Origin of the sequence: Nesterenkonia haasae (assembly GCF_010119385.1) — a bacterium.
Classification (GTDB): Bacteria; Actinomycetota; Actinomycetes; order Actinomycetales; family Micrococcaceae; genus Nesterenkonia; species Nesterenkonia haasae.
The window spans coordinates 284,476-302,842 of the sequence record NZ_VFIE01000019.1; the positions used below are offsets into that span (position 1 = coordinate 284,476).

Annotated in this window: 18 protein-coding genes; 2 read left to right on the forward strand and 16 right to left on the reverse strand. The window is 61.3% G+C overall.

What is annotated here, in order from left to right; translation table 11 throughout:
* Positions 1-105: 105 nt before the first annotated feature.
* The 15 genes from FH975_RS07965 to FH975_RS08035 all read right to left on the reverse strand — a co-directional run bounded on the left by FH975_RS07965 (position 106) and on the right by FH975_RS08035 (position 15,102).
* Positions 106-1,089: an ABC transporter substrate-binding protein gene (locus FH975_RS07965; RefSeq protein ID WP_162320867.1), complete on the reverse strand. Its 984-nt coding sequence runs from the start codon at positions 1,087-1,089 to the stop codon at positions 106-108.
* A 29-nt stretch (positions 1,090-1,118) separates the two neighbouring features.
* On the reverse strand, positions 1,119-1,904 hold the full coding sequence (locus FH975_RS07970) for an ABC transporter ATP-binding protein (protein ID WP_162320868.1): 786 nt from the start codon (positions 1,902-1,904) through the stop codon (positions 1,119-1,121).
* Positions 1,905-2,004: 100 nt separating this feature from the next.
* Positions 2,005-2,796, reverse strand: a complete 792-nt coding sequence (locus FH975_RS07975) for an ABC transporter permease (RefSeq protein ID WP_162320869.1) — start codon at positions 2,794-2,796, stop codon at positions 2,005-2,007.
* Positions 2,793-3,620, reverse strand: a complete 828-nt coding sequence (locus FH975_RS07980) for an ABC transporter permease (RefSeq protein ID WP_202923104.1) — start codon at positions 3,618-3,620, stop codon at positions 2,793-2,795. Before FH975_RS07980 ends, FH975_RS07975 begins: the two co-directional genes overlap by 4 nt.
* Positions 3,617-4,711: an FAD-dependent oxidoreductase gene (locus FH975_RS07985; protein WP_202923105.1), complete on the reverse strand. Its 1,095-nt coding sequence runs from the start codon at positions 4,709-4,711 to the stop codon at positions 3,617-3,619. The genes FH975_RS07980 and FH975_RS07985 overlap by 4 nt, the downstream gene beginning before the upstream one ends.
* Before the next feature lie 63 nt (positions 4,712-4,774).
* Complete coding sequence (locus tag FH975_RS16925) at positions 4,775-5,704, reverse strand: NAD(P)-dependent oxidoreductase (protein ID WP_328821840.1); 930 nt, start codon at positions 5,702-5,704, stop codon at positions 4,775-4,777.
* Positions 5,700-6,749 (reverse strand): D-2-hydroxyacid dehydrogenase, encoded by a 1,050-nt coding sequence (locus FH975_RS07995; protein ID WP_162320871.1) that lies wholly within the window; start codon positions 6,747-6,749, stop codon positions 5,700-5,702. The genes FH975_RS16925 and FH975_RS07995 overlap by 5 nt, the downstream gene beginning before the upstream one ends.
* A gap of 71 nt (positions 6,750-6,820) precedes the next feature.
* The gene (locus tag FH975_RS08000; RefSeq protein ID WP_162320872.1) at positions 6,821-7,810 is read right to left on the reverse strand and encodes an alpha/beta fold hydrolase; all 990 of its coding nucleotides are present in this window, start codon (positions 7,808-7,810) and stop codon (positions 6,821-6,823) included.
* Positions 7,811-7,867: 57 nt separating this feature from the next.
* Entirely contained in the window at positions 7,868-9,220 is a 1,353-nt protein-coding gene (glnT, locus tag FH975_RS08005; protein ID WP_162320873.1) for a type III glutamate--ammonia ligase, read from the reverse strand.
* A 205-nt stretch (positions 9,221-9,425) separates the two neighbouring features.
* Positions 9,426-10,274, reverse strand: coding sequence for an ABC transporter ATP-binding protein (locus FH975_RS08010; RefSeq protein ID WP_162320874.1), 849 nt, complete (start codon positions 10,272-10,274; stop codon positions 9,426-9,428).
* Positions 10,271-11,071, reverse strand: coding sequence for an ABC transporter ATP-binding protein (locus FH975_RS08015; RefSeq protein WP_162320875.1), 801 nt, complete (start codon positions 11,069-11,071; stop codon positions 10,271-10,273). The genes FH975_RS08010 and FH975_RS08015 overlap by 4 nt, the downstream gene beginning before the upstream one ends.
* Complete coding sequence (locus tag FH975_RS08020; RefSeq protein ID WP_162320876.1) at positions 11,068-12,036, reverse strand: ABC transporter permease; 969 nt, start codon at positions 12,034-12,036, stop codon at positions 11,068-11,070. The genes FH975_RS08015 and FH975_RS08020 overlap by 4 nt, the downstream gene beginning before the upstream one ends.
* Positions 12,037-12,053: 17 nt before the next feature.
* Positions 12,054-13,115, reverse strand: coding sequence for an ABC transporter permease (locus FH975_RS08025; protein ID WP_162320877.1), 1,062 nt, complete (start codon positions 13,113-13,115; stop codon positions 12,054-12,056).
* Positions 13,116-13,119: 4 nt separating this feature from the next.
* Entirely contained in the window at positions 13,120-14,718 is a 1,599-nt protein-coding gene (locus FH975_RS08030) for an ABC transporter substrate-binding protein (protein ID WP_162320878.1), read from the reverse strand.
* 57 nt (positions 14,719-14,775) lie between these two features.
* A complete protein-coding gene (locus FH975_RS08035; RefSeq protein WP_162320879.1) occupies positions 14,776-15,102 on the reverse strand; it encodes a putative quinol monooxygenase in 327 nt (108 codons plus the stop codon).
* A gap of 194 nt (positions 15,103-15,296) precedes the next feature.
* On the opposite strand from FH975_RS08035, the gene FH975_RS08040 reads away from it, so the two are divergent.
* Together FH975_RS08040 and FH975_RS08045 are read left to right on the forward strand one after the other, a co-directional pair.
* Positions 15,297-15,911, forward strand: coding sequence for a helix-turn-helix domain-containing protein (locus FH975_RS08040; RefSeq protein ID WP_162320880.1), 615 nt, complete (start codon positions 15,297-15,299; stop codon positions 15,909-15,911).
* A gap of 5 nt (positions 15,912-15,916) precedes the next feature.
* Positions 15,917-16,450 carry an XRE family transcriptional regulator gene (locus FH975_RS08045; protein ID WP_162320881.1) on the forward strand — a complete coding sequence of 178 codons (534 nt, stop codon included), beginning with the start codon at positions 15,917-15,919 and terminating at the stop codon, positions 16,448-16,450.
* Between the two features lie 8 nt (positions 16,451-16,458).
* Here the strand turns inward: FH975_RS08045 and FH975_RS08050 are convergent, their stop codons facing one another.
* Entirely contained in the window at positions 16,459-18,240 is a 1,782-nt protein-coding gene (locus FH975_RS08050; RefSeq protein WP_162320882.1) for a gamma-glutamyltransferase family protein, read from the reverse strand.
* Positions 18,241-18,367 lie beyond the last annotated feature (127 nt).

Consider the following 18,367-nt stretch of genomic DNA (forward strand, 5'->3'; position numbering starts at 1 on the left):
GCTGCAGCCAGACACCTGACCTCGTGCGCCCAACGCAGCGGAAACGGACCCGGGCTGGCATCGGTAGTCACTGTCCCGGGTCCGTTCGCGGTACGTCGCTGAGCCTCAGTCGGCGAATAGTGCCTCGTAATCTTCGGGGAGTTCATCAATGATTCCGAACTCGACAGCAGCTTCTGCGTAGTCTTCCAGGGCGTCGATGTCATTGTCGTTGGGGAACATCGGCAGGTTCACATCGTCGATGTAGTCCGCATCGAAGCCCATTTCCTCGACAGCAACTTCCCGCACCAGCTCCGGATTCTCGCCCGCGAAGTCATTGATCTCTGTCATTGCCTCACGGAACGACTCGACGACTTCCGGGCTTTCCTCTGCGAAGGTTTCTGAGGTGGACCAGAAACCGCCGACTTGTTCGGGGAAGGACTGCGCCCCGGGGGCTATCAGCCACTCGTAGCCGGCGTCGAGCCCTGGGGCCAGGAACGGCTCGGACACCCAGATGGCATCGACGTCGCCGCGTTCGAGCGCTTCGCTCATGTCAGAGAACGGCAGCTGGGTCCAGGTGAGGTCTGAGTGATCGAGCCCGAGGTTGTCGAACGCGGTCCGAATGTGGACCTCGCCAATGTTCTGGAGGGTGTTGACGGCGATGTTTGCACCTTCGAGATCCTCTGGCTCGTCAAAGCCGTTGTCCGGCAGAGTCAGCAGACCGTGATCGTCGTCTTCGAACTCTCCGTGCGGCGCCCATGAGGGGTGGACCAATTGCAGAGGAAGCCCTTCTCCCAGGGCGGCCAATTGACTGACCGTGTTGGAGTACCCGAACTGGTATTCGCCGCTGAGCACGGCAGGAATGACCGCGGCACCGCCGTCAGCGAAACTGATGTCCACATCCAGTCCGTGCTCCTCAAAGATGCCCTCCGAGACGCCGAGGAAGAGCGGAGCACTCAGAATTCCATTGAGCGTGCCGACGCTGATCTCGACTGCTTCTTCGCTATTGGTGCCAGGCTCAGTCTCTGCGTCCGCGCTGCCGCACGCGGAGAGTAAGAGCGTACCCATGAGCAAACCGCCCAGGGTTGTTTTAGGTAATGTGCGAGCGTTCATCGTGTGTTCTCCTGTGACTGGATGGGTGTTCAGGTCGTAGTGAGATTGGCATCACGAACCATCTCTCGAATGCGTCCGAAGACGTGTCCCCTCAGATGCGCGAAGCCGGGCTGAGACTTGGTGTCGATTTGGTCTCTTGGGTAGGGCAGTGGGATGTCAACGATTTCGGCCACCCGGCTGGGCGAGCGACTCACGATCGCCACACGATTGCTCAGGTAGACGGACTCATCAACGTCATGGGTGACGAATAGGACCGTGGTGCCAGTCTCTTCCTGCACCCGCAGCAGCAGGTCTTCCAGATCGGCACGGGTTTGTGCGTCAACGGAGGCGAAGGGCTCGTCCATGATCAACACCTTGGGCCGGTAGGCAATGGCACGGGCGATGGCGACCCGCTGCTGCATTCCGCCTGAGAGCTGGAAGGGGCGTTTCTCTGCAGCATCCCCCAGCCCGACCTCCTGGAGTGCGCGTGTGATGCGTTCCCGTCGGTCGGCGGCATCGATGCCCTTCTTCATCAACGGCAGCTCGACGTTCTTAGCGACCGTCATCCACGGCATCAGCGACCGGGCGTAGTCCTGGAAGACCACGGCGAAGTCCCTCGGTGGTCCGCTGACAACTTCGCCATCGAAGGTCACACTGCCACCGGTGGGCGCATCAAGTCCCGCGATGCACCGCAGGAGAGTGGTCTTGCCAGCTCCGGAGGGCCCCACCAGTGTGAAGATCTCTCCCTCATGCACTTCAAAGGACATGCCGGACACGGCTGTGAATCCACCATCCTTACCCGGGTAGGTTTTCTCTAAGCCTGAAACGACGAGCATATGATTGCCTTTCGGTCGTATTTCAACGACATATTGAAATTATAGAAGTGTCACATTTCTTTTCATTGTCGGAGGTGTTACAGGGTAGTTTCATTTCTCGTCATGAACTGCGATCTCCGCGCGGGTCGCTCCACCGAAGGAGGCGCCGCTCGACCAAGGTGTAGAGGAACGTCAGGGTGAAGCCGAGAATCCCGAGAATGAGGATTCCAGACCACATAGTCAGCAGCTGAAACGTTGCCTGCGCCTGAGTAATCACGAATCCGAGGCCCCGTTGCACACCCACCATCTCGCTGGTGACCATCAGGATCAGGCTCAGCGGAATAGCAATGCGGATTCCTACCAAGATGCGGGGCAGCACTGCCGGCAGGATCACGTAGAGCTGCCGCTGCGTGCCTGAGACCTGGAATGCTCGGGCGGTATCGCTCAGCGTGCGGTCCACCCGCCGTGCACCGTCTGCGGTACTGAGCAGCACCGGCCAGACGCAGCCTAGGGCAATGAGGAAGATCTTCATCTCACTGCTGACGCCGAAGAGCATCATGGCGAAGGGAATCAGCGCGGTGGCTGGAATCGCCCGGGCGAACTCCAAGGTCGGGGAGACTGTTTGTTCCACTACAGGCAGCTGCCCGATGATGAGGCCGATCACGACGCCAAAGACAATGGCGAGACTGAGGCCTCCGGCGAGCGTCTGAAGACTCGCCAGGATGTTGGTCACACCCTCAGCAGTCGTCCAGTAGTTCCACGCTTGTTCGAGAATCGCACGCAGCGGCGGGAAGTACGCGTTATTGCTGTGCTCGGAGATCAAGAACCACGCAGTGACGGCAGCGACGGCGCCGAAGGTGCCGAACGCCAAACGGCCACGGTCAGTTGTTGATGCAGCAACCAGTGTTTTCATGCTGTGCCTCCGAGACCATGCGTGGCGAAGAGCTTGTTTTCCAAGCGTCGGACAAGACCGTTGAGTAGGATTCCTGCAGCGCCGCTGAGCGCAATGTAGGCGTACATCCGTGCAGGGTTGCCCACACTGCGGGACATCGTGATCTCATAGCCGATACCCGGCATCTGAATAATGATCTCCGCGGTGACGATGAGTATCAGCGAGGTGGAGGTCGCGAGTCGGACCGCTGTGGCCAGATAGGGGAGCATACTCGGCAGTTGGATCCACCGAATGCGCTGCCAGAGCGAAAAGCTGTAAGAACGGGCGGTATCGAGCGCCACCGGGTGGGCTGCGCGCACTCCGATGATCGCAGGAACCAACACCTGCCAGAAGGCCGCAAACACCGCGAGAAACAGCGCTGACTGTGACCCAGTGCCGATGGTCAGCACCACCAGCGGTATGAGCGCCACTGATGGCACGGGCCGCAGGAACTCAATGATGGGTCGCAGGATGGCCTCGAGGGGAACGATGAGTCCGAGCAGCACTCCGACTATGGTTCCCAGGCCTACGGAGAGCAGGATCGCCATGAGCCAGGTGGATAGTGTGCTGGAGAGCGCGCTGCCCAGTGCGGGCGCTGAGAGCTCCTGGATCAGCGCGGCTGCGATCTCGCTCGCGGGAGGGAAGTAGGTTGCAGGCAGCGCTCCATTCTGCGTCAAGAGCTCTTGCAACCCGATGAGCCCGAGAATGAACACCGTGGGTAGGATGTAGCGGCCCAGAGTGCGCCGGTGCGTGGTGACCCAGACCATCTGCTTGGACGTGCGCGGAGGTGCAGTGACAGTTGTCATCCCTCGAACTCCATATATCGGTCGATCTGCAGATTGTTTCCGGCGGTCGCGTACTCGCGGCGGTTGTGCTCCCAGTTGAAGTGCAGCCTGGAGTACTCGACCATCCGGTGCGCCACCGGCATGCGTTCATGCTCGTAGGCCCGCAAAGCCTCTGGAATGTCGTCGTAGCGTTCTAGGTACTGCGTCAGGGTCTGCCCATCAATGAGAGCTTGATTCGCGCCCTGCGCCATCCCCGGGTACATGGGGTGGGCGGAGTCTCCGATGAGAGCGACCCTGCCGTCGACCCATTGAGTCAGGTGATCCTTGTAGTGGGAGATTTCCCGGCCGATAATCGTCTCCGGGTCGCTGACTGCGATGATCTTTGGCACGGACGTGTTGGACCAGGTGTTGTACACACTGGAGAACTCGTCGAATGTGCTCAGTCCCGCAAGGCTTCCGTACCAGTAGGCATGTGTGGAGTCGATGGGAATCCAGCCGAAGTGCCCCTCTGCACCATAGACATCAGCCTGCACATCAGTGGGAACGCCCGCGGCAGCGCATTCGAAGACTCCCCGCCAGCGGACGATTCCCTCATCGGTGAATTCGGGTGGCCCGCCCAGCATGTGATTGCGAATCTTGGAGCCAACTCCGTCGGTCCCCAAAAGAAGGTCCCCGGTGGCCGATGACCCATCGGTAAAATGGACGGTCACGCCAACGTCATTCTGTTCGTAGCGATCAGCGGCGGCGTTGAAGATCAGTTCGTCCTTCTCGAGCCCCGCCGCCAGCATCGAGTTGAGCCGGCGCCGTCGGGCACCGGTAATGGGCGCATCGAGTTCGTCGCGCCACACACTGACGTCAACGTCCGAGGTGACGGTGCCGTCGCTGTCGAGGGCCCACCAGCGGTTCATCGATGCTGCGAAGGACAGGAACTCGTCACCGAGGCCGAGCCCCTGGAGAACACGTGTGCCGTTGGGCCAGATGTTCAGCCCCACGCCAGCGGTGCGAAGCTCCGATTCCTTTTCGAAGAGCCGCACCCGCCATCCACGCTGTTTCAGGTGCAGCGCAGAGGAGAGCCCAGCGACGCCACCCCCGCAGATCATTGCTGTAGGCACTAGATTTTCCTTCCTCTGGTGAATGAGCCTGGTACGTGCGATCAGCGCACCCGACGCCGTGGACTATGTTTTATGGGGCGGAATACCGCTGAGCCGCTCGACAGCCTTGATGAGAGCTCCATGGTCCTGACCTCCATCGCCCGCAGCCCGCATCGCTTGGACAAGCTGGGTCGTCATGCCGGCTATGGGGACCGCCACGCCTGCTTGTTCGCAGGCGGCAAGAGCTATCAGCAGGTCCTTGTAGTGCAGGTCAAGGCGGAATCCGGGAGTGAAATCGCGAGCTAGCATTTTGGGGCCCTTGGCCTTGAGGACCTGGCTACTCGCCAGCCCTCCGTTGAGAACGTCCACGGCGGCGGGGACGTCCACGTCAGTTCGCTGCAGCAAGGAGAGCGCCTCCGCTACGAGCGCGATGTTGCCAGCGACAAGCATCTGATTGGCCGCCTTGACCAACTGACCGGAGCCGATCGGCCCGACATGGGCCATCGCCGCTGCGAACACACCGAGAACGTCCTGGGCACGCGCGACGGTCTCCTCGTCTCCTCCCATCATGATGGCCAGCGCACCGTTGACGGCGCCTGCCTCTCCGCCGCTGACGGGCGCGTCAACAAAGTCCACCTGCGCCGCAGCCAGTTGCTCGCCGATCACCCCGGCAGCCTGAGGTGAGATCGTGCTGCAGTCGATTACCACCGCACCGGGCTGCAGAGTGGAGGCCACACCTTCCTCGTGAAAGAGCACCGCCTCAACATCCGGTGAATCGGGCAGCATGGTGATCACTATGTCTGTTTGACCCACCTGTGCCAGATTGTCTGCGGCGACGGCGCCGGTAGCTGCTAGCTCGTCCATGCTCGGCCGCGATCGGTTATAGACCACCACGTCGTGTCCGGCCTCGACGAGGTGCTTAGCCATGGGTTTCCCCATGACTCCTAGTCCGATGAATCCGATCTTCATGCGTGCCTCCTTCGGTAGGTGCTGTTCGGCAGGGGTCGGCTCAATAGCCGCGGGCTAGGTCGACCACATTGATGTACTCGTCTCCGGCGACCATTCGCCTGAGGTTCTCGACGAAGACATCGACCTGGCGATCACCAAGCAGCTGTGAGGCGTGGGAGTCGTGGGGAAACACCTGAGCGCCGGGCGCCTCCCACAGCGGGTCCTCGGCGGGCAGCGGCTCCTGGACATGGCAATCGATGAGGGCCCCGCTGAGATGGCCGCTGCTGAGCGCGGAGACGAGCGCCTCAGAATCATGAATGGCGCCGCGTGCCACATTGGCCACCCATCCTCCGGATTTCATGGTGGAGAACGCCTCGGCGCCGATCAGCCCGCGGGTCTCTGGAGTCAGGGGGGCGGCGATGATGAGGTAGTCAGCCGCGGCGAGCGCGGTGAGGAGCTCTCCTGTGGGCCGTGTCTCGTCGAACCCGGTCACTGGGTTTCCGCGCCGGTTAATCCCTATGGTCCGGATGCCCAGCGACTGGGCGATCAGGGCGGTGCGGGTTCCGATGTTTCCCGTTCCGAGCACCACCATGGTGGATCCGTCGACCTCGCGAGCTGGCAGTTCGACCCAGATCTTCGCCGCTTGGTTCTCCCAGCGCTGACGGAGCATTTTGGCCTGCGCGAGGATCCCTGCGATGACTGTTTCGGCGATGGCCGGGGCGGCGACACCTGATGCGTTGGCGAGCACCACTCCGTCGGGCATGATATTCACCAGGTGCTCAGCACCGGCGCTCATGGATTGCAGCAGTTTCAGGTCAGGGTTGAACAGTTGCTCGAGTCCGGGCATGGTGAGAATGCCCTGTTCGATCTCGATTTCTTTCTTGGAGCCTGAGGTTTCCACCAAGATCGCGTGCGGCGGACGTTGAGGGCCTCGTCCGGTATTGAGCTCGGAGACTGGTAGGTGCTCAATCCACACGTTCTCGGCGACTGAGGTGATCTTCTGCTTCTGCTGCTCAGTGAGCCACATACCCTCGTCCGGGTCCGCTGCGCCCTGGACGGCTTTGGGTAGGCCGGCAACGACCACGTTGAGTGGTTCGGCGTCTTTCCGCATTCCTTGTCCCTTCATTCATGATTCGGTCTGTCTCACGTGGTCTCTGTGCTGTGTGTAGTGGAGAGCGAGCCTCATTCCAGGAGAGCGCTAAGGGCGTCGTCGACCTTCTTTTGCTCAGAACAGTGGATTCCGGGACGACCGGCGACATGGCCGAGCGGTGACTCCAGCGGAGTGACCTCGCCGTGCGCCAGATGCTCTGCCTCGCTGAGGTTGTCTTCGAGGGTGAAGTAGGCATCAGTTGTCGATGGCATGAGAATGACCCGAGCTCTGATACTGGCTAGCGCTGCCTCTGTGCCCCCACGGCCTGTTCCAATATCGGCCGAGTCCCACATCTTGAGGCTCGCCATCAGGTCTTGGGCTTCCATGGCCTGGTGATCACGCCCCCAGCTGTCCAGGACCTCGTCGACACTGCAGAAGCCGAAGTCCTGATAGATCCGATGTGAGAAAAACGACGCCGAATAGGCCCACCCGGCGTAGACCCGACCAAAGGCGTCGAGCCCCGCCAGGGGTGGATCGTCGGGGTCGTGGGTGGCGAATCGCGGATCAGCTTCCAGAGCTGCGGCCACCGAGCCGAGGAACACACGGTTCACCGGCTCACACCGCGCTGCAGAACACACCGCCAGGACGCCTGTCACGCTTTCGGGATATCTGACAGCGAACTCCAAGGCTTGCATCCCACCCAGGGACCAGCCGGCGGCCAGGTGAACGTGCTCCACGCCTAGGTCATCGAGAACCATGCGGGCCGCGTGAGCGTTGTCTGCGATGCTCACCGGCGGAAACCGTCCTTCGGTCGTCGACGGTGATGATGAGACACCTCCCCCGAAGTGGTTAATGATGATGATGAAGTACCGCTTCGGGTCCAGGGGCCGGCCCTCGCCGATCCAGGGCAGGTAGCTCAGGTCAGTACCGGTGTAGTAGCTGAAGATCACAACGCAGTTGTCGGCCGCCGCGGAGAGCTCTCCGTAGGTGCGGTAGCGGATCTCTGCCTCGAGCAGCTCTCCGGATTCGAGCCGGAAGCTCTCTGCGGTGAGAGTCTGCAGCGCTGTGGCTTCGACAGTCATGTTTGAGCCCTCCGCCTCTGCACTGAGTGTTTTGGATGTCCCATCATCAGTGCGTGATCAGTAGAACTTCAGGTACTGGTCGCGTTCCCAGTCGGTGACGGCGGTCGCGTAGGACTCCCACTCACCACGCTTGTAATCGATGAAGGCCTTCCAGAACTTCTCACCACAAACTTCCTTGGTGAAGGGGTCGGCTTCGAACGCATCGATCGCTTCCTCGAGTGTGCGCGGAAGCAACTCCAGACCGCGCTTCTGGTAGTCCATCGGGTCCACGTCATAGAGGTTCTCGGTGTGGAACTCTTTCAGCTCAGTCTTTTCGCGGATTCCTTCCAGGCCCGCGGCAAGCAGGAGGGCAGCTGCCAGGTGGGGGTTGCATGCTGAGTCGACGGCACGGCACTCGACTCGTCCGCCGCCGAGCGGGATGCGCAGCATGTTGGTCCGGTTGTTGTCCCCACAGCTGGCGAAGATGGGGGCCCAAGTGGAACCGGACATGCTTCCCTGACGGACGAGCCGTTTGTAGCTATTGACAGTAGGGGCGATCACCGCACAAATGGCAGCTGCGTGACGGACGATTCCGGCAGCAAAGTGATACCCGATGTCACTGAGACCCGCCCGGCGCGGGTCGTTATCGGATGCGAAGAGGTTTTCTCCTGTCTCAGCGTCGCCGAAGGACATGTTGAAGTGCGCCCCAGATCCGGTGCGGTCGGCGAAGGGTTTCGGCATGAAGGTCGCATAGGCACCATGTTTGCGGGCTACCTCTGCTGCCATAGTCCGGAAGATGACCACTCGGTCAGCCATGGTCATGCCGTCCGCGTAGTCGAAATCCACCTCAAACTGACTCTGGGCATCTTCGTGGTCGAAGGAGTACACATCCCAACCGAGGGTGTTCATATGATCAACGAGTTCTTGAAGCCATCCAAGATTGTCCATCAGGGCCGGAACGTTGTAGCAGGGCTTGTCCAGAGTGTCCCGGTCACTAACGTTGTCGGTTCCTGAGTCTCCGTCCTTGAGGACAAAGAACTCCGTTTCTACACCTAGATTGAAGGTGTATCCGAGCTCAGCTGCTGCCTGGGTCTGCCGTCCGAGAATGTTGCGCGTGGAGGCGTCGAACTTCTCCCCCGCCACATAGAGATCAGAGAGGAAGAGCGCGACGTCCTTACGCCAAGGAAGCACAACGCCGCGGTCAAGATCTGGACGTGCAGAGAGCTCCTCGTCGGAAACGTCCTGTGGCAGGCCGTCGAGCGCTGCACCCGTGAACAGCTCGGACCCGTTTGCCATCTGCACGAAATGGTCGATAGGGACCATCTTGCCTTTGAGGTTTCCGTGGAGGTCGGTGTATCCCGCAATGGCGAAGCGTACGCCGTCTTTTTTGAGCTGCGAACCTAGCGTCGCGGCTTGTGCTTCCTGGAACACTTTTGTCCTTCCGTGGAGGGTTTCTACTATGTATCGAAACCATAGAAGGACAAGATTTCTCTTGCTTATCTTTTCTGTTACAAGAAGGTTTCTTCCACGATGCAGAAAAGCAGGAGGTGCAAGAGCGCTGCAAGGACTGAGCGTAGGAAGTCGCGATGGCCATCCCGGCCTCCGCGCTCCCATCACCGCTAGAGCGGGGGCCTACTTAGCGGCCGGGGGCAGCGTGCCTGTTCAGAGCCTCAGGGACATGAGATGACCACTCCTGCGGTGATTCCGCCGCCGGTGCCGCCGGAAGGACGCCGCGACCATCGGGGTGCGGGATCGCAGCCAGAAGTGCCCGGGTATACGGGTGTACCGGGTCGGACCAGACCTGGGAGGTGGCGCCCGATTCCACCACGGAGCCCTGGTACATCACCATGACCCGGTCGGCCATGAGCCGCACCACGGAGAGGTCGTGAGAAATGAAGAGCATCCCCGCTCCTGCGTCCAAACAGAGTCGGCGCATCATCGCGGCTACGGAGGCCTGACTTGACGCGTCCAAGGCGGAGATGGGCTCATCAGCCACAATAAGGTCAGGCTTAGCAGCCAGGGCGCGCGCGATGGCAAGCCGCTGACGCTGACCACCTGAGAACTGGTGGGGGTATCTGGAGGCCATACTCGCCTCGAGCCCTACTGATTCCAACCAATGGCCCGGTTCCTCGGATTCAATATTCCGCTCTCGGGCCGCCCGCACCCCGTCAGCAATCTGATCACCGACTCTTTTCCTGGGATTGAGCGATGAGTTGGGGTCCTGGAACACCATTTGGATGGCAGTGAATCGCTTCTCACGACGCCGCAACCCCAGGGGCGGCACAGGGAGGTCCCGGAAGTGAACGTCACCCGCTGCGGGCCGTTCCATGCCGACTACAGCTCGGGCTGTTGAGGACTTGCCGCATCCTGATTCACCGACCAGCGCCAACACTTCACCAGGTTCGATACTCATTGAGAGCCCATCAACAGCGGTCATGGTGCCGTACCGGACGACCAGGTCCTTCACCCTCAGTAATTCACTCACAGAATCTCACTCTCCTGGGCATCGGGCATGGCCTCCAGCAGCTGCCGCGTGTACGGATGCTGGGGATCGGTGAACATTTGCCTGCGCGCACCCGACTCGACGAGGCGCCCATGACGCATCACAGCCACATCATCGGCGACTGCGCTCATCACCCCGAGGTCATGGGTGACCAGCAGCACCGCAAGGTTGCGTTCATCCACGAGGTCACGCAGCAGGTGAAGTATGCCGGCTTGGACTGTCACATCGAGCGCTGTGGTCGGTTCATCCGCCAGAAGCACCTCGGGTTCACAGGCCAGCGCCATCGCAATGGCAATGCGCTGCCGCTGGCCGCCGGAAAACTGGTGTGGGTATCGATTCAGCGCGCTCTCCGGGTCCGGAACTTTCACTCGGTCCAGCAGCTCGGCCGCCCGACCGCGCGCTTCCTTCCGTTTCATACCCAGATGGTGCCGCACATGGTCGGTCAGCTGCGCTCCGATGGACAGCTGCGGATGCAGACTCGCCGAGGGATCCTGGAAGATCATTGCAATGCGGCGCCCTCTGACGCGGTTAAGCTCACGCTTTCGCAGTGTCGTCAGCTCGGTGGTACCCATGCGGACGGATCCACTCACTGTGGCCGAACCCGGGAGCAATCCGAGAACTGCCATGGCGGTCACGGTCTTACCGGAGCCGGACTCCCCCGCCAAGCCCTGGATCTGTCCCGCAACCAGGTCCAGGGTGACTCCACGCACCACCTGACGGCGAGCCGTTTTGGGACCCAGCTCTACAGCGAGGTCGGTCAATGACAGCACAGTGCTCATCGAGGTGCCTCCTGCTCCGTTGGTTCACTTGGCACGGCGGCACTGGGATCCCCCTCGTCGGCATTGACGGTGGTGGGTCCGACAGCTGACCCGGCACCCTGACGTTCCGCGGACGAGAGCGGATCGAGGACATCGCGGAGCGAGTCACCAATGAAGTTGAAGGCCATCACCACCGTGAGGATCGCTAAACCGGGGAAGACTCCGAGCCACCAGGCGTCGATATTCTGCATGGCCCCGGAGATCATGGAGCCCCATTCAGCGGTCGGAGGCTGTGCGCCCAGGCCCAGGAAGGACAGGCCAGTGAGCAGGAGGATGGCCGTACCGACTTCCAGAGAGGCCAGCACCAGTACCGGTCCCATCACATTGGGCAGGATGTCAGTGCCCATGGATCTCCATGGGGAGTACCCGAGCAGTCTCGAGGCGATCACGAAATTCTGAGAACGCAGACTCATCACCAGGGATCGGGTCACACGTGCGTACATCGGCCAGGTCACCACGATGCCCGCCAATACTGCGTTGTACAGTGACGGCCCCAGGGCAGCGGCAATCACCATCGCCAAGATCACGGTGGGAAACGCCATGAACAGATCCGTCAGGCGGCCCAGTACTTCGTCCACCCATCCCCCGATGTATCCAGCGACCGCGCCGATGATGGTGCCCAGAACCATAGCGCAGACCACCAGCACACCGGCCAAGGGGATGGTCACCCGGGCGCCGTGGAGGAGCCGCGAAAGCGCATCGCGGCCGAGGACATCTGTTCCGAGCACGCTGTATTCTCCAGGCGGGGTGAGCCGCGGCAGGCCTTGGGCGAGCGGATCGTAGGGCGCGATCCAGGGTGCGAGGATCGCTGCGAGAAACCAAGCACCAGCGATCACAATGCCGACCAGGGCCAGGGGACTGCGCCATGCGGCGGGAAGTCGGCGCTTTGATCGGCGAGAGACCCGCGCATCGGCTGCGCGGCTCATGCGAGAAACTTGTGCACTCATCCGAGCCTCACTCTGGGATCCAGAACTCCGTAGAGCAGGTCCACTACTAGGTTGATGACGACGTAGATCACTCCGACGACGAGACCGACACCCATCACTGCCGGAAGATCGAGATTGATTGCCGCGTAGTAGGCGTAGGTGCCCAGACCTGGCCACGCGAAGACAGCCTCCACCAGCACAGTTCCTGACAGCAGCGCCCCAAAGGCCACACCGACCATGGTCAGGATCGGAAGTGATGCGCCTCGCAGGAGGTATCCCACGATCACACGGCGAGACGAGAGACCTTTTGCCCGTGCAGCGCGCACATAGTCCGTGGAAAGCACCTCAAGCACTGAGGATCGGATGAACCTGGTCAGCAGACCGATGGTGAATAGCGACAGGACCACCACCGGCAGTACCAGGTGAGCGGCGGCGTCGATGAACCCCACGGGGTCCCCATCGAGGGCGAAGTCCACGAGGTAGAGACCCGTGATGCGCGGCGGCGGGTTGAGCGCCGGCGAAAGCCTTCCTGACCCGGGAGCCCAGCCAAGCTGCATGAAGAACAACCGATAGACCATGATCGCCAGCCAGAAGGTGGGCACACTGAGACCAACCAGGGAGACCACACGTACGACTTGGTCGGAGACCTTGCCGGCCCGGCATGCGGCGATGGTGCCCAGGACGAGAGCAACCGCCAGGGAGACCACGATGGCGGCGAAAGCTACCTCAACCGTGGCCGGCAGAGCGGTCGAAAGTTCTTCCAGGACTGGTCGGCTGGTGCGGATGGAGGTGCCGAGGTCTCCCTGCACGAGTGCCAGGAGATAGAGGAGGTAACGCTCGGGCAGCGATCGGTCCATACCGTACCGTTCGCGGTAGGCCTCGACTGTGGCCTCATTCTGTATCGCACCCTCACCCAGTGCCGCGGCGATAGGGTCGCCGGGGACTAAGGCGGTGAGAACAAACGTCACCAGAGTCACTCCGAAGAGAAGCACAATGGATGTGCCCAGTCGTCGGAGCAGGTAGCGCGGCAGCGCGGAACCGGTGCTACGGCTCCGCGCTGCCTTGGTGGCTGTTGGCATACGGTCAGTCCGCCGGGCTGAGCTCAGCAATATCGATGGTCCAGTTGGAGTTGTAGGTGACTCCATCCACCCCTGAGGATGCGAAGCTGCGCGCGGGAACCAGGAGCGGGACAAAGGGTCCCTCTTCCTGCATGGCGGTCGCATAGTCAGTGAAGGCCTGCTCGCGCTCATCGAGGTCCGTTGCTGTTCTCGCCTCAGTGACCAGATCTGCAATATCGGGGGCGTCGTCCGCGGTCCAGCCGGAGCGGGTTCCGACTGTCTCATCGGGCCCGAAGGGCAGGAATGAGGAGGAGTCTGCGAAGTCCGGGCCCCAGTACCACATGGCGAAATCTGCGGTGCCTTCAACGTAGGGGTCGATTTCGGAGGCAAACGGTGCCGGGGCTAGGTCAACGTTGATCTCAGCCTCCGCGAGCTGCGATTGAATCCGTTCTGCGAGCGTTGTGAAGTCCACCCCGCCAATGGGCTGATCATTGGGGAATCGCAGCGTGAGGGTCTCACCGTCGTAGCCGGATTCCTCGAGGGCTTCCGCAGCGCGGTCAAGGTCCTGCTCGACACCCTCTTCTGGAGCTCCGAGGAACATGGGCGGAATCACACCAGTTGCCTGGGCTGCACCGTCACCGGCGAGTTCCAGGATCGAGTCGTAGTCCAGTGCGTAGCGGACGGCTTCTGCGAATGAAGGGTTGGCCAGGTCGCCGAAGACGCCCTCGTCCTGGTTGACGAGCAGGAAGATGGTCTGCGCGCCGGGACCAGCGGTGATATCGAAATCCTCACCCAGTTCGGCGACCTGATCTCCGGAGAGATCGAGGGCCAGGTGGGAGTCGCCACCGCGGAGGTTGGTGAGCTGAGTGGCCGCCTCTGAGACGTTGCGGATGACCACGCGTTCAAACTGTGCGGGCTGATCCCCGTTGTATTCATCGTTGGGCACCAGGACCACCTGAGATGTCAGATCGAAAGTCTCCAACTGGTATGGGCCTGAGCCTACCGAGGTGCCGTTGAGGAATTCTTCAGCTTCGTCGGAATCGTCCGTGGTTCCGCCATTTTCCTCTACAGCCTCGGAGTTGAGGATCGACAGCGCGGGGTTGGTCACGATGGCGGGAAGCTGCAGGTAGGGCTCCTCTGTGGTGATGCGCACTGTCATGTCATCGACTTTTTCGATCTCAATGCCGACGACGAGGTGGTTCGCTTTGGAGGATTCCATCCCTTGGAGGCGTTCGAAGGAAAAGACGACGTCGTCAGCGTCGATGGCGGAGCCGTCGGAGAAGACACGATCCTCCTCGAGCGTAAAGGTGAATTCGGTGGCGTCGTCGTTCACCTCCATCGTGGCAAGGCCGGGCACGGGTTCTGATTCGTCGTCGCCCTCGAATGTCAGCAACGTTTCGTACAGCGGGTGCAGGACGGTGGAGCCTGTGGGAACGTAGTTGCGGCCCGGATCGCCCGTCTCTAGGGAGAACGCTGTGTCGATGACGAGGGTGCCGCCGGTGCTCTGGCCGGTGTCATCATCGGATTCGGACTGGGCGCCGGTGTTGCCTCCCGAACAGGCGGTGAGAGCTAGGGATCCGGCCAGAAACAGCGCAGCTGTTCGGCGTACTCGTGGTGCGGACATGAATGTTCCTCTTCTCATCAAGGGGGAGCAACGCTGTGGTTGCCGTGGTGCGATGGTTTACAGATGTGCCCGTGAGGCTTGGTGAATACTCTCAAGCGCAGACCCACGGGAGCTCTGGCTGACCTCGTCTTTGAGGTAATTGTTGATTTCCGCGGTTGTTGACTGCCGCCATGGGTGCTGCACCCAACGGTCGTAGTCTTCGCCGGAGTTCCACAGGGCAGTGACCATCAGGCGATCGTCGTGGTCCGCGTCCGGGTACAGTTCCGTGGCGATGCATCCGGCGTACTCCACCGCCTTCTCCAGGGCCGCTGATTCCTTGTACCAAGAAACAAGGGCATCACGCTGTCCCGGTTTAGCCTCCAGTGTCAGGAAGGTTCTGATCATGTGCTGAACTCCAAGGTCGAAAATTTCTGTATAAGCAAAGGTATACCCTCTTATAACGATAGTCATCAGTTTCGCTCTAATGCGTCAAAAGTTTTACCCAACCGAAACATGTGAACCTTCTCCGGCCAGAGGGTGGCTCGGAGGCGACTATTGTTGTGCTTGTGATCGTGGGGATCAACGTGAAAGTGGAGGGTATGAGCCCAGATGGTGTAGGGAACCGTGCCGAGAAGGGCGAATCGTCGGAGACCGACGGGGTGCTCAGCAATTTGGGGGCCCGGATCCGAGAACTGAGGAAGAATCGCGGCATGACGCTCTCCGACCTTGCGGAGCAGGGCGGGTACAGCGAAGGCTACATCTCTGCTGTGGAAACCTCGGCCACAGTGCCCAGCTTGAGCGCCCTGAGTACGCTCGCGGCTGTGCTCCGGGTCGACGTCTCGGCATTCTTCCCTCGTGAGGTGGAGCCTGAGGTGACCGTGCACCGGGCAGGCTCTCCCCATCACCTGAAATTCTCAGAGTCGAGCACGGAGTCGTACTCGCTGCTGTCCTCCCGCCTGGATAATCCCTCCTACACAGCGTTGCGCCACGAATTTTCGGCCATAGACTCCAGCGCGACGTATCGGTATGTGGGTGAGCGCTTCTGTCTGGTCCTGCAGGGCGAGGTGACATTTTCCTTCGGGTCCGAAACCTTCAGTCTGGGCCCGCGCGAATCGCTGCACTATTCCTCTCATCCCGAGCACGCGCTGTCCATCGATGACGGGACGGGAAGTGTCGAACTCCTGTGGATCGTCACTCCGGCGCTGGTGCGGTGAGCCGGATGAATACTGAGCACCTGGGTTTCCGCCTCGGTGAGGCCATTCGTCGCCGGAGAAAAGACGCCCGCCTGACCCTGACCCAAGTCGCGCGCAGAGCCGACATCTCGGTGTCTCATCTGTCCAACATTGAAAACGGCCTTTCGATTGCCTCCTTGCCGCTGTTGGCCAAGGTCGCAGCGGCGCTGAACACGAGCCTGGCTGAACTGACCCGAGACGAGAACAGACTCGTGGTCCAACAGTCACATCTTCCGGGTCCTCGGGAGGGCTGGCGGGAACTCTCCCACCCCTCACTTGAGACTCGCATCATGGCGGGCGCCTTCGACGCCGGAGACAACCTGGACTTTCCGCTGCCGCTGAGCGGACACGACTGCTTTCTGACAATGCTGAGCGGTTCAGCTGTAGTCACCATCGACGGCGCCGAGTACTCACTTGCGCCCGGTGACGCACTTGATGCTCGAAGCGTGCTCAGTGCGATGATCCATGTCACCGAGGACGCGGACATCCTTGTCTCGACCACCCCGAGCTCGGGATCCTAGACCGCAGGTCAGCGCCCTACTGCATAACCTTGTGCTCCGCGCGGGTTGGCGCCGGCGCGCAGCCACCCGCCGTCTTTGGCCACCGCGGAGAGACGACCTTCAGTCCATCCCCCACCGACCTTGAGGTCGTGCCCCCGGCGGCGAAGATCGTCCAAAACGGAGGCCGGGAAGCGGTCCTCGATCATCACCTGGGCAGGGAACGCCTCCCGCGGATAGAACGAACTCGGCACATGGGTGGAATGGAACGCTGGAGCGTCTATGGCTTCCTGGAGGTTCATTCCACCGTGGACGACGTTGAGGAACAGCTGCAGGTTCCACTGATCCTGGGAGTCACCACCGGGGGTCCCAAAGGCCATCCACGGTTTACCATCACGCAGCGCAAAGGACGGCGACAAAGTGGTCCGGGGACGAGCTCCAGGTCGCAGAGAATTCGGCAGTCCGTCCTGCAGCCAGAACATCTGCGCTCTTGAACTCAGGCAGAATCCGAGTTCGGGAATCGTCGGAGAGGCTTGGAGCCATCCACCCGAGGGTGTCGCAGCAACCATCATGCCGCCGGAGTCGACGACGTCGACGTGGCAGGTATCTCCGCGAGTGTCGCCGTTATGAGCCACCGTCGGTTCTCCCACACCAGCGATTTCAGCACTCGGGCCTACTTCTGGGTAGTGCGGCAGCTGAGGCTGGCGACCGCCCGGTGCACCGGGAATGAGTTCCCGCGACGCGGCATGGTCATCGATCAGCGCCCGGCGCCGGATGGTGTACTCAGGACTGAGAAGATCCTGCAGGGGGACATCGGTGAAGCGTGGATCGCCGTACCAAGCCTCCCGGTCGGCGAATGCCAATTTTCCGGTCTCCACCATCACATGGACCCAATCAGCGGAGCCTACCGGCACTGAATCCAGGGCGTATCCCTCCAGCAGAGCGAGCTGCTGAAGCATCACCGGCCCCTGGCCCCATGGGCCGGTCTTGCACACGGTGTAGTTCTGATAATCGAAGGTCGCCGGGGCTTCGACCTCGGCATGCCACTCGGACATGTCCTGGCCGGTGAGCAGCCCAGAATGCCGGTGACCGCTGGTGTCTCTAACAGAGTTGTCGCGGCAGAATGCTTCGATGGCCTCAGCGACGAAGCCTGAATACCAGGCCTGCTGGGCGGCGTCGAGCTGTTTATCCCGGTCTCCACCAGCAGCTTCTGCCTCATTGATGAGGCGGCTGAACGTGCGAGCGAGCACGGTGTTGCGAAATCGACTGTTGGGGGCGGGCACGTGACCGCCAGAGAGCCAGGTGGCTGCGGAGGTCGGCCAGTCGTTGGCGAACATCTCCTGCACGGTTTCGATGGTTCGGGAGACTCTGCTGAGCACCGGATGCCCCTGGTCGGCGAACCGGACCGCCGGGCTGAGAACCTCACGCAGACTCATAGTCCCGTGGCGTTGAAGCAAGGTCAGCCAGGCGCCGAATGCGCCGGGGACAACTGCGGAGAGAAGCCCAGTGCCCGGCATGATGTCTAGGCCCATTTCTTTCAGCCGTTCCACCGTGGCAGCTTGGGGCGCTGTGCCCTGACCGTTGATCACCTCCACCTGCTGCTCGGTCTCAGACCAGACCAGGATGGGGGCTTCCCCACCGGGCCCGTTGAGGTGGGGTTCCACCACTTGGAGGACGAACCCGGATGCTACTGCCGCATCGGCGGCATTGCCTCCGCGTTCAAGGATGCTCATACCGGTCTGAGAAGCCAGCCAGTGGGTGGAGGAGACCATTCCGAAGTCGCCGAGCAGTTCAGGTCGCGTTGACTCAAGCATGACACCAGCATAGTTGCCTAGGTCAACTATCGGCTGGACCGGTGGTTCAGTCGGTCTTCCCCCATGAGTAAGGGCACAGCGCCGACACTCCGGGTGTCCCACGGGTTCATCGTTCGAGGCGCGGTCA

Bases quoted from the DNA above. Each gene is read 5' to 3' on its own strand.
- FH975_RS08050 (WP_162320882.1), bottom strand. From the start codon at position 18,240: ATGCTTGAGTCAACGCGACCTGAACTGCTCGGCGACTTCGGAATGGTC.
- FH975_RS07970 (WP_162320868.1), bottom strand. From the start codon at position 1,904: ATGCTCGTCGTTTCAGGCTTAGAGAAAACCTACCCGGGTAAGGATGGT.
- FH975_RS08045 (WP_162320881.1), top strand. From the start codon at position 15,917: ATGAATACTGAGCACCTGGGTTTCCGCCTCGGTGAGGCCATTCGTCGC.
- FH975_RS08000 (WP_162320872.1), bottom strand. From the start codon at position 7,810: ATGACTGTCGAAGCCACAGCGCTGCAGACTCTCACCGCAGAGAGCTTC.
- FH975_RS08020 (WP_162320876.1), bottom strand. From the start codon at position 12,036: ATGAGCCGCGCAGCCGATGCGCGGGTCTCTCGCCGATCAAAGCGCCGA.
- FH975_RS07975 (WP_162320869.1), bottom strand. From the start codon at position 2,796: ATGAAAACACTGGTTGCTGCATCAACAACTGACCGTGGCCGTTTGGCG.
- FH975_RS08040 (WP_162320880.1), top strand. From the start codon at position 15,297: ATGAGCCCAGATGGTGTAGGGAACCGTGCCGAGAAGGGCGAATCGTCG.
- FH975_RS08015 (WP_162320875.1), bottom strand. From the start codon at position 11,071: ATGAGCACTGTGCTGTCATTGACCGACCTCGCTGTAGAGCTGGGTCCC.
- FH975_RS08025 (WP_162320877.1), bottom strand. From the start codon at position 13,115: ATGCCAACAGCCACCAAGGCAGCGCGGAGCCGTAGCACCGGTTCCGCG.
- FH975_RS07965 (WP_162320867.1), bottom strand. From the start codon at position 1,089: ATGAACGCTCGCACATTACCTAAAACAACCCTGGGCGGTTTGCTCATG.
- FH975_RS07980 (WP_202923104.1), bottom strand. From the start codon at position 3,620: ATGACAACTGTCACTGCACCTCCGCGCACGTCCAAGCAGATGGTCTGG.
- FH975_RS08030 (WP_162320878.1), bottom strand. From the start codon at position 14,718: ATGTCCGCACCACGAGTACGCCGAACAGCTGCGCTGTTTCTGGCCGGA.
- FH975_RS08035 (WP_162320879.1), bottom strand. From the start codon at position 15,102: ATGATCAGAACCTTCCTGACACTGGAGGCTAAACCGGGACAGCGTGAT.
- FH975_RS07995 (WP_162320871.1), bottom strand. From the start codon at position 6,749: ATGCGGAAAGACGCCGAACCACTCAACGTGGTCGTTGCCGGCCTACCC.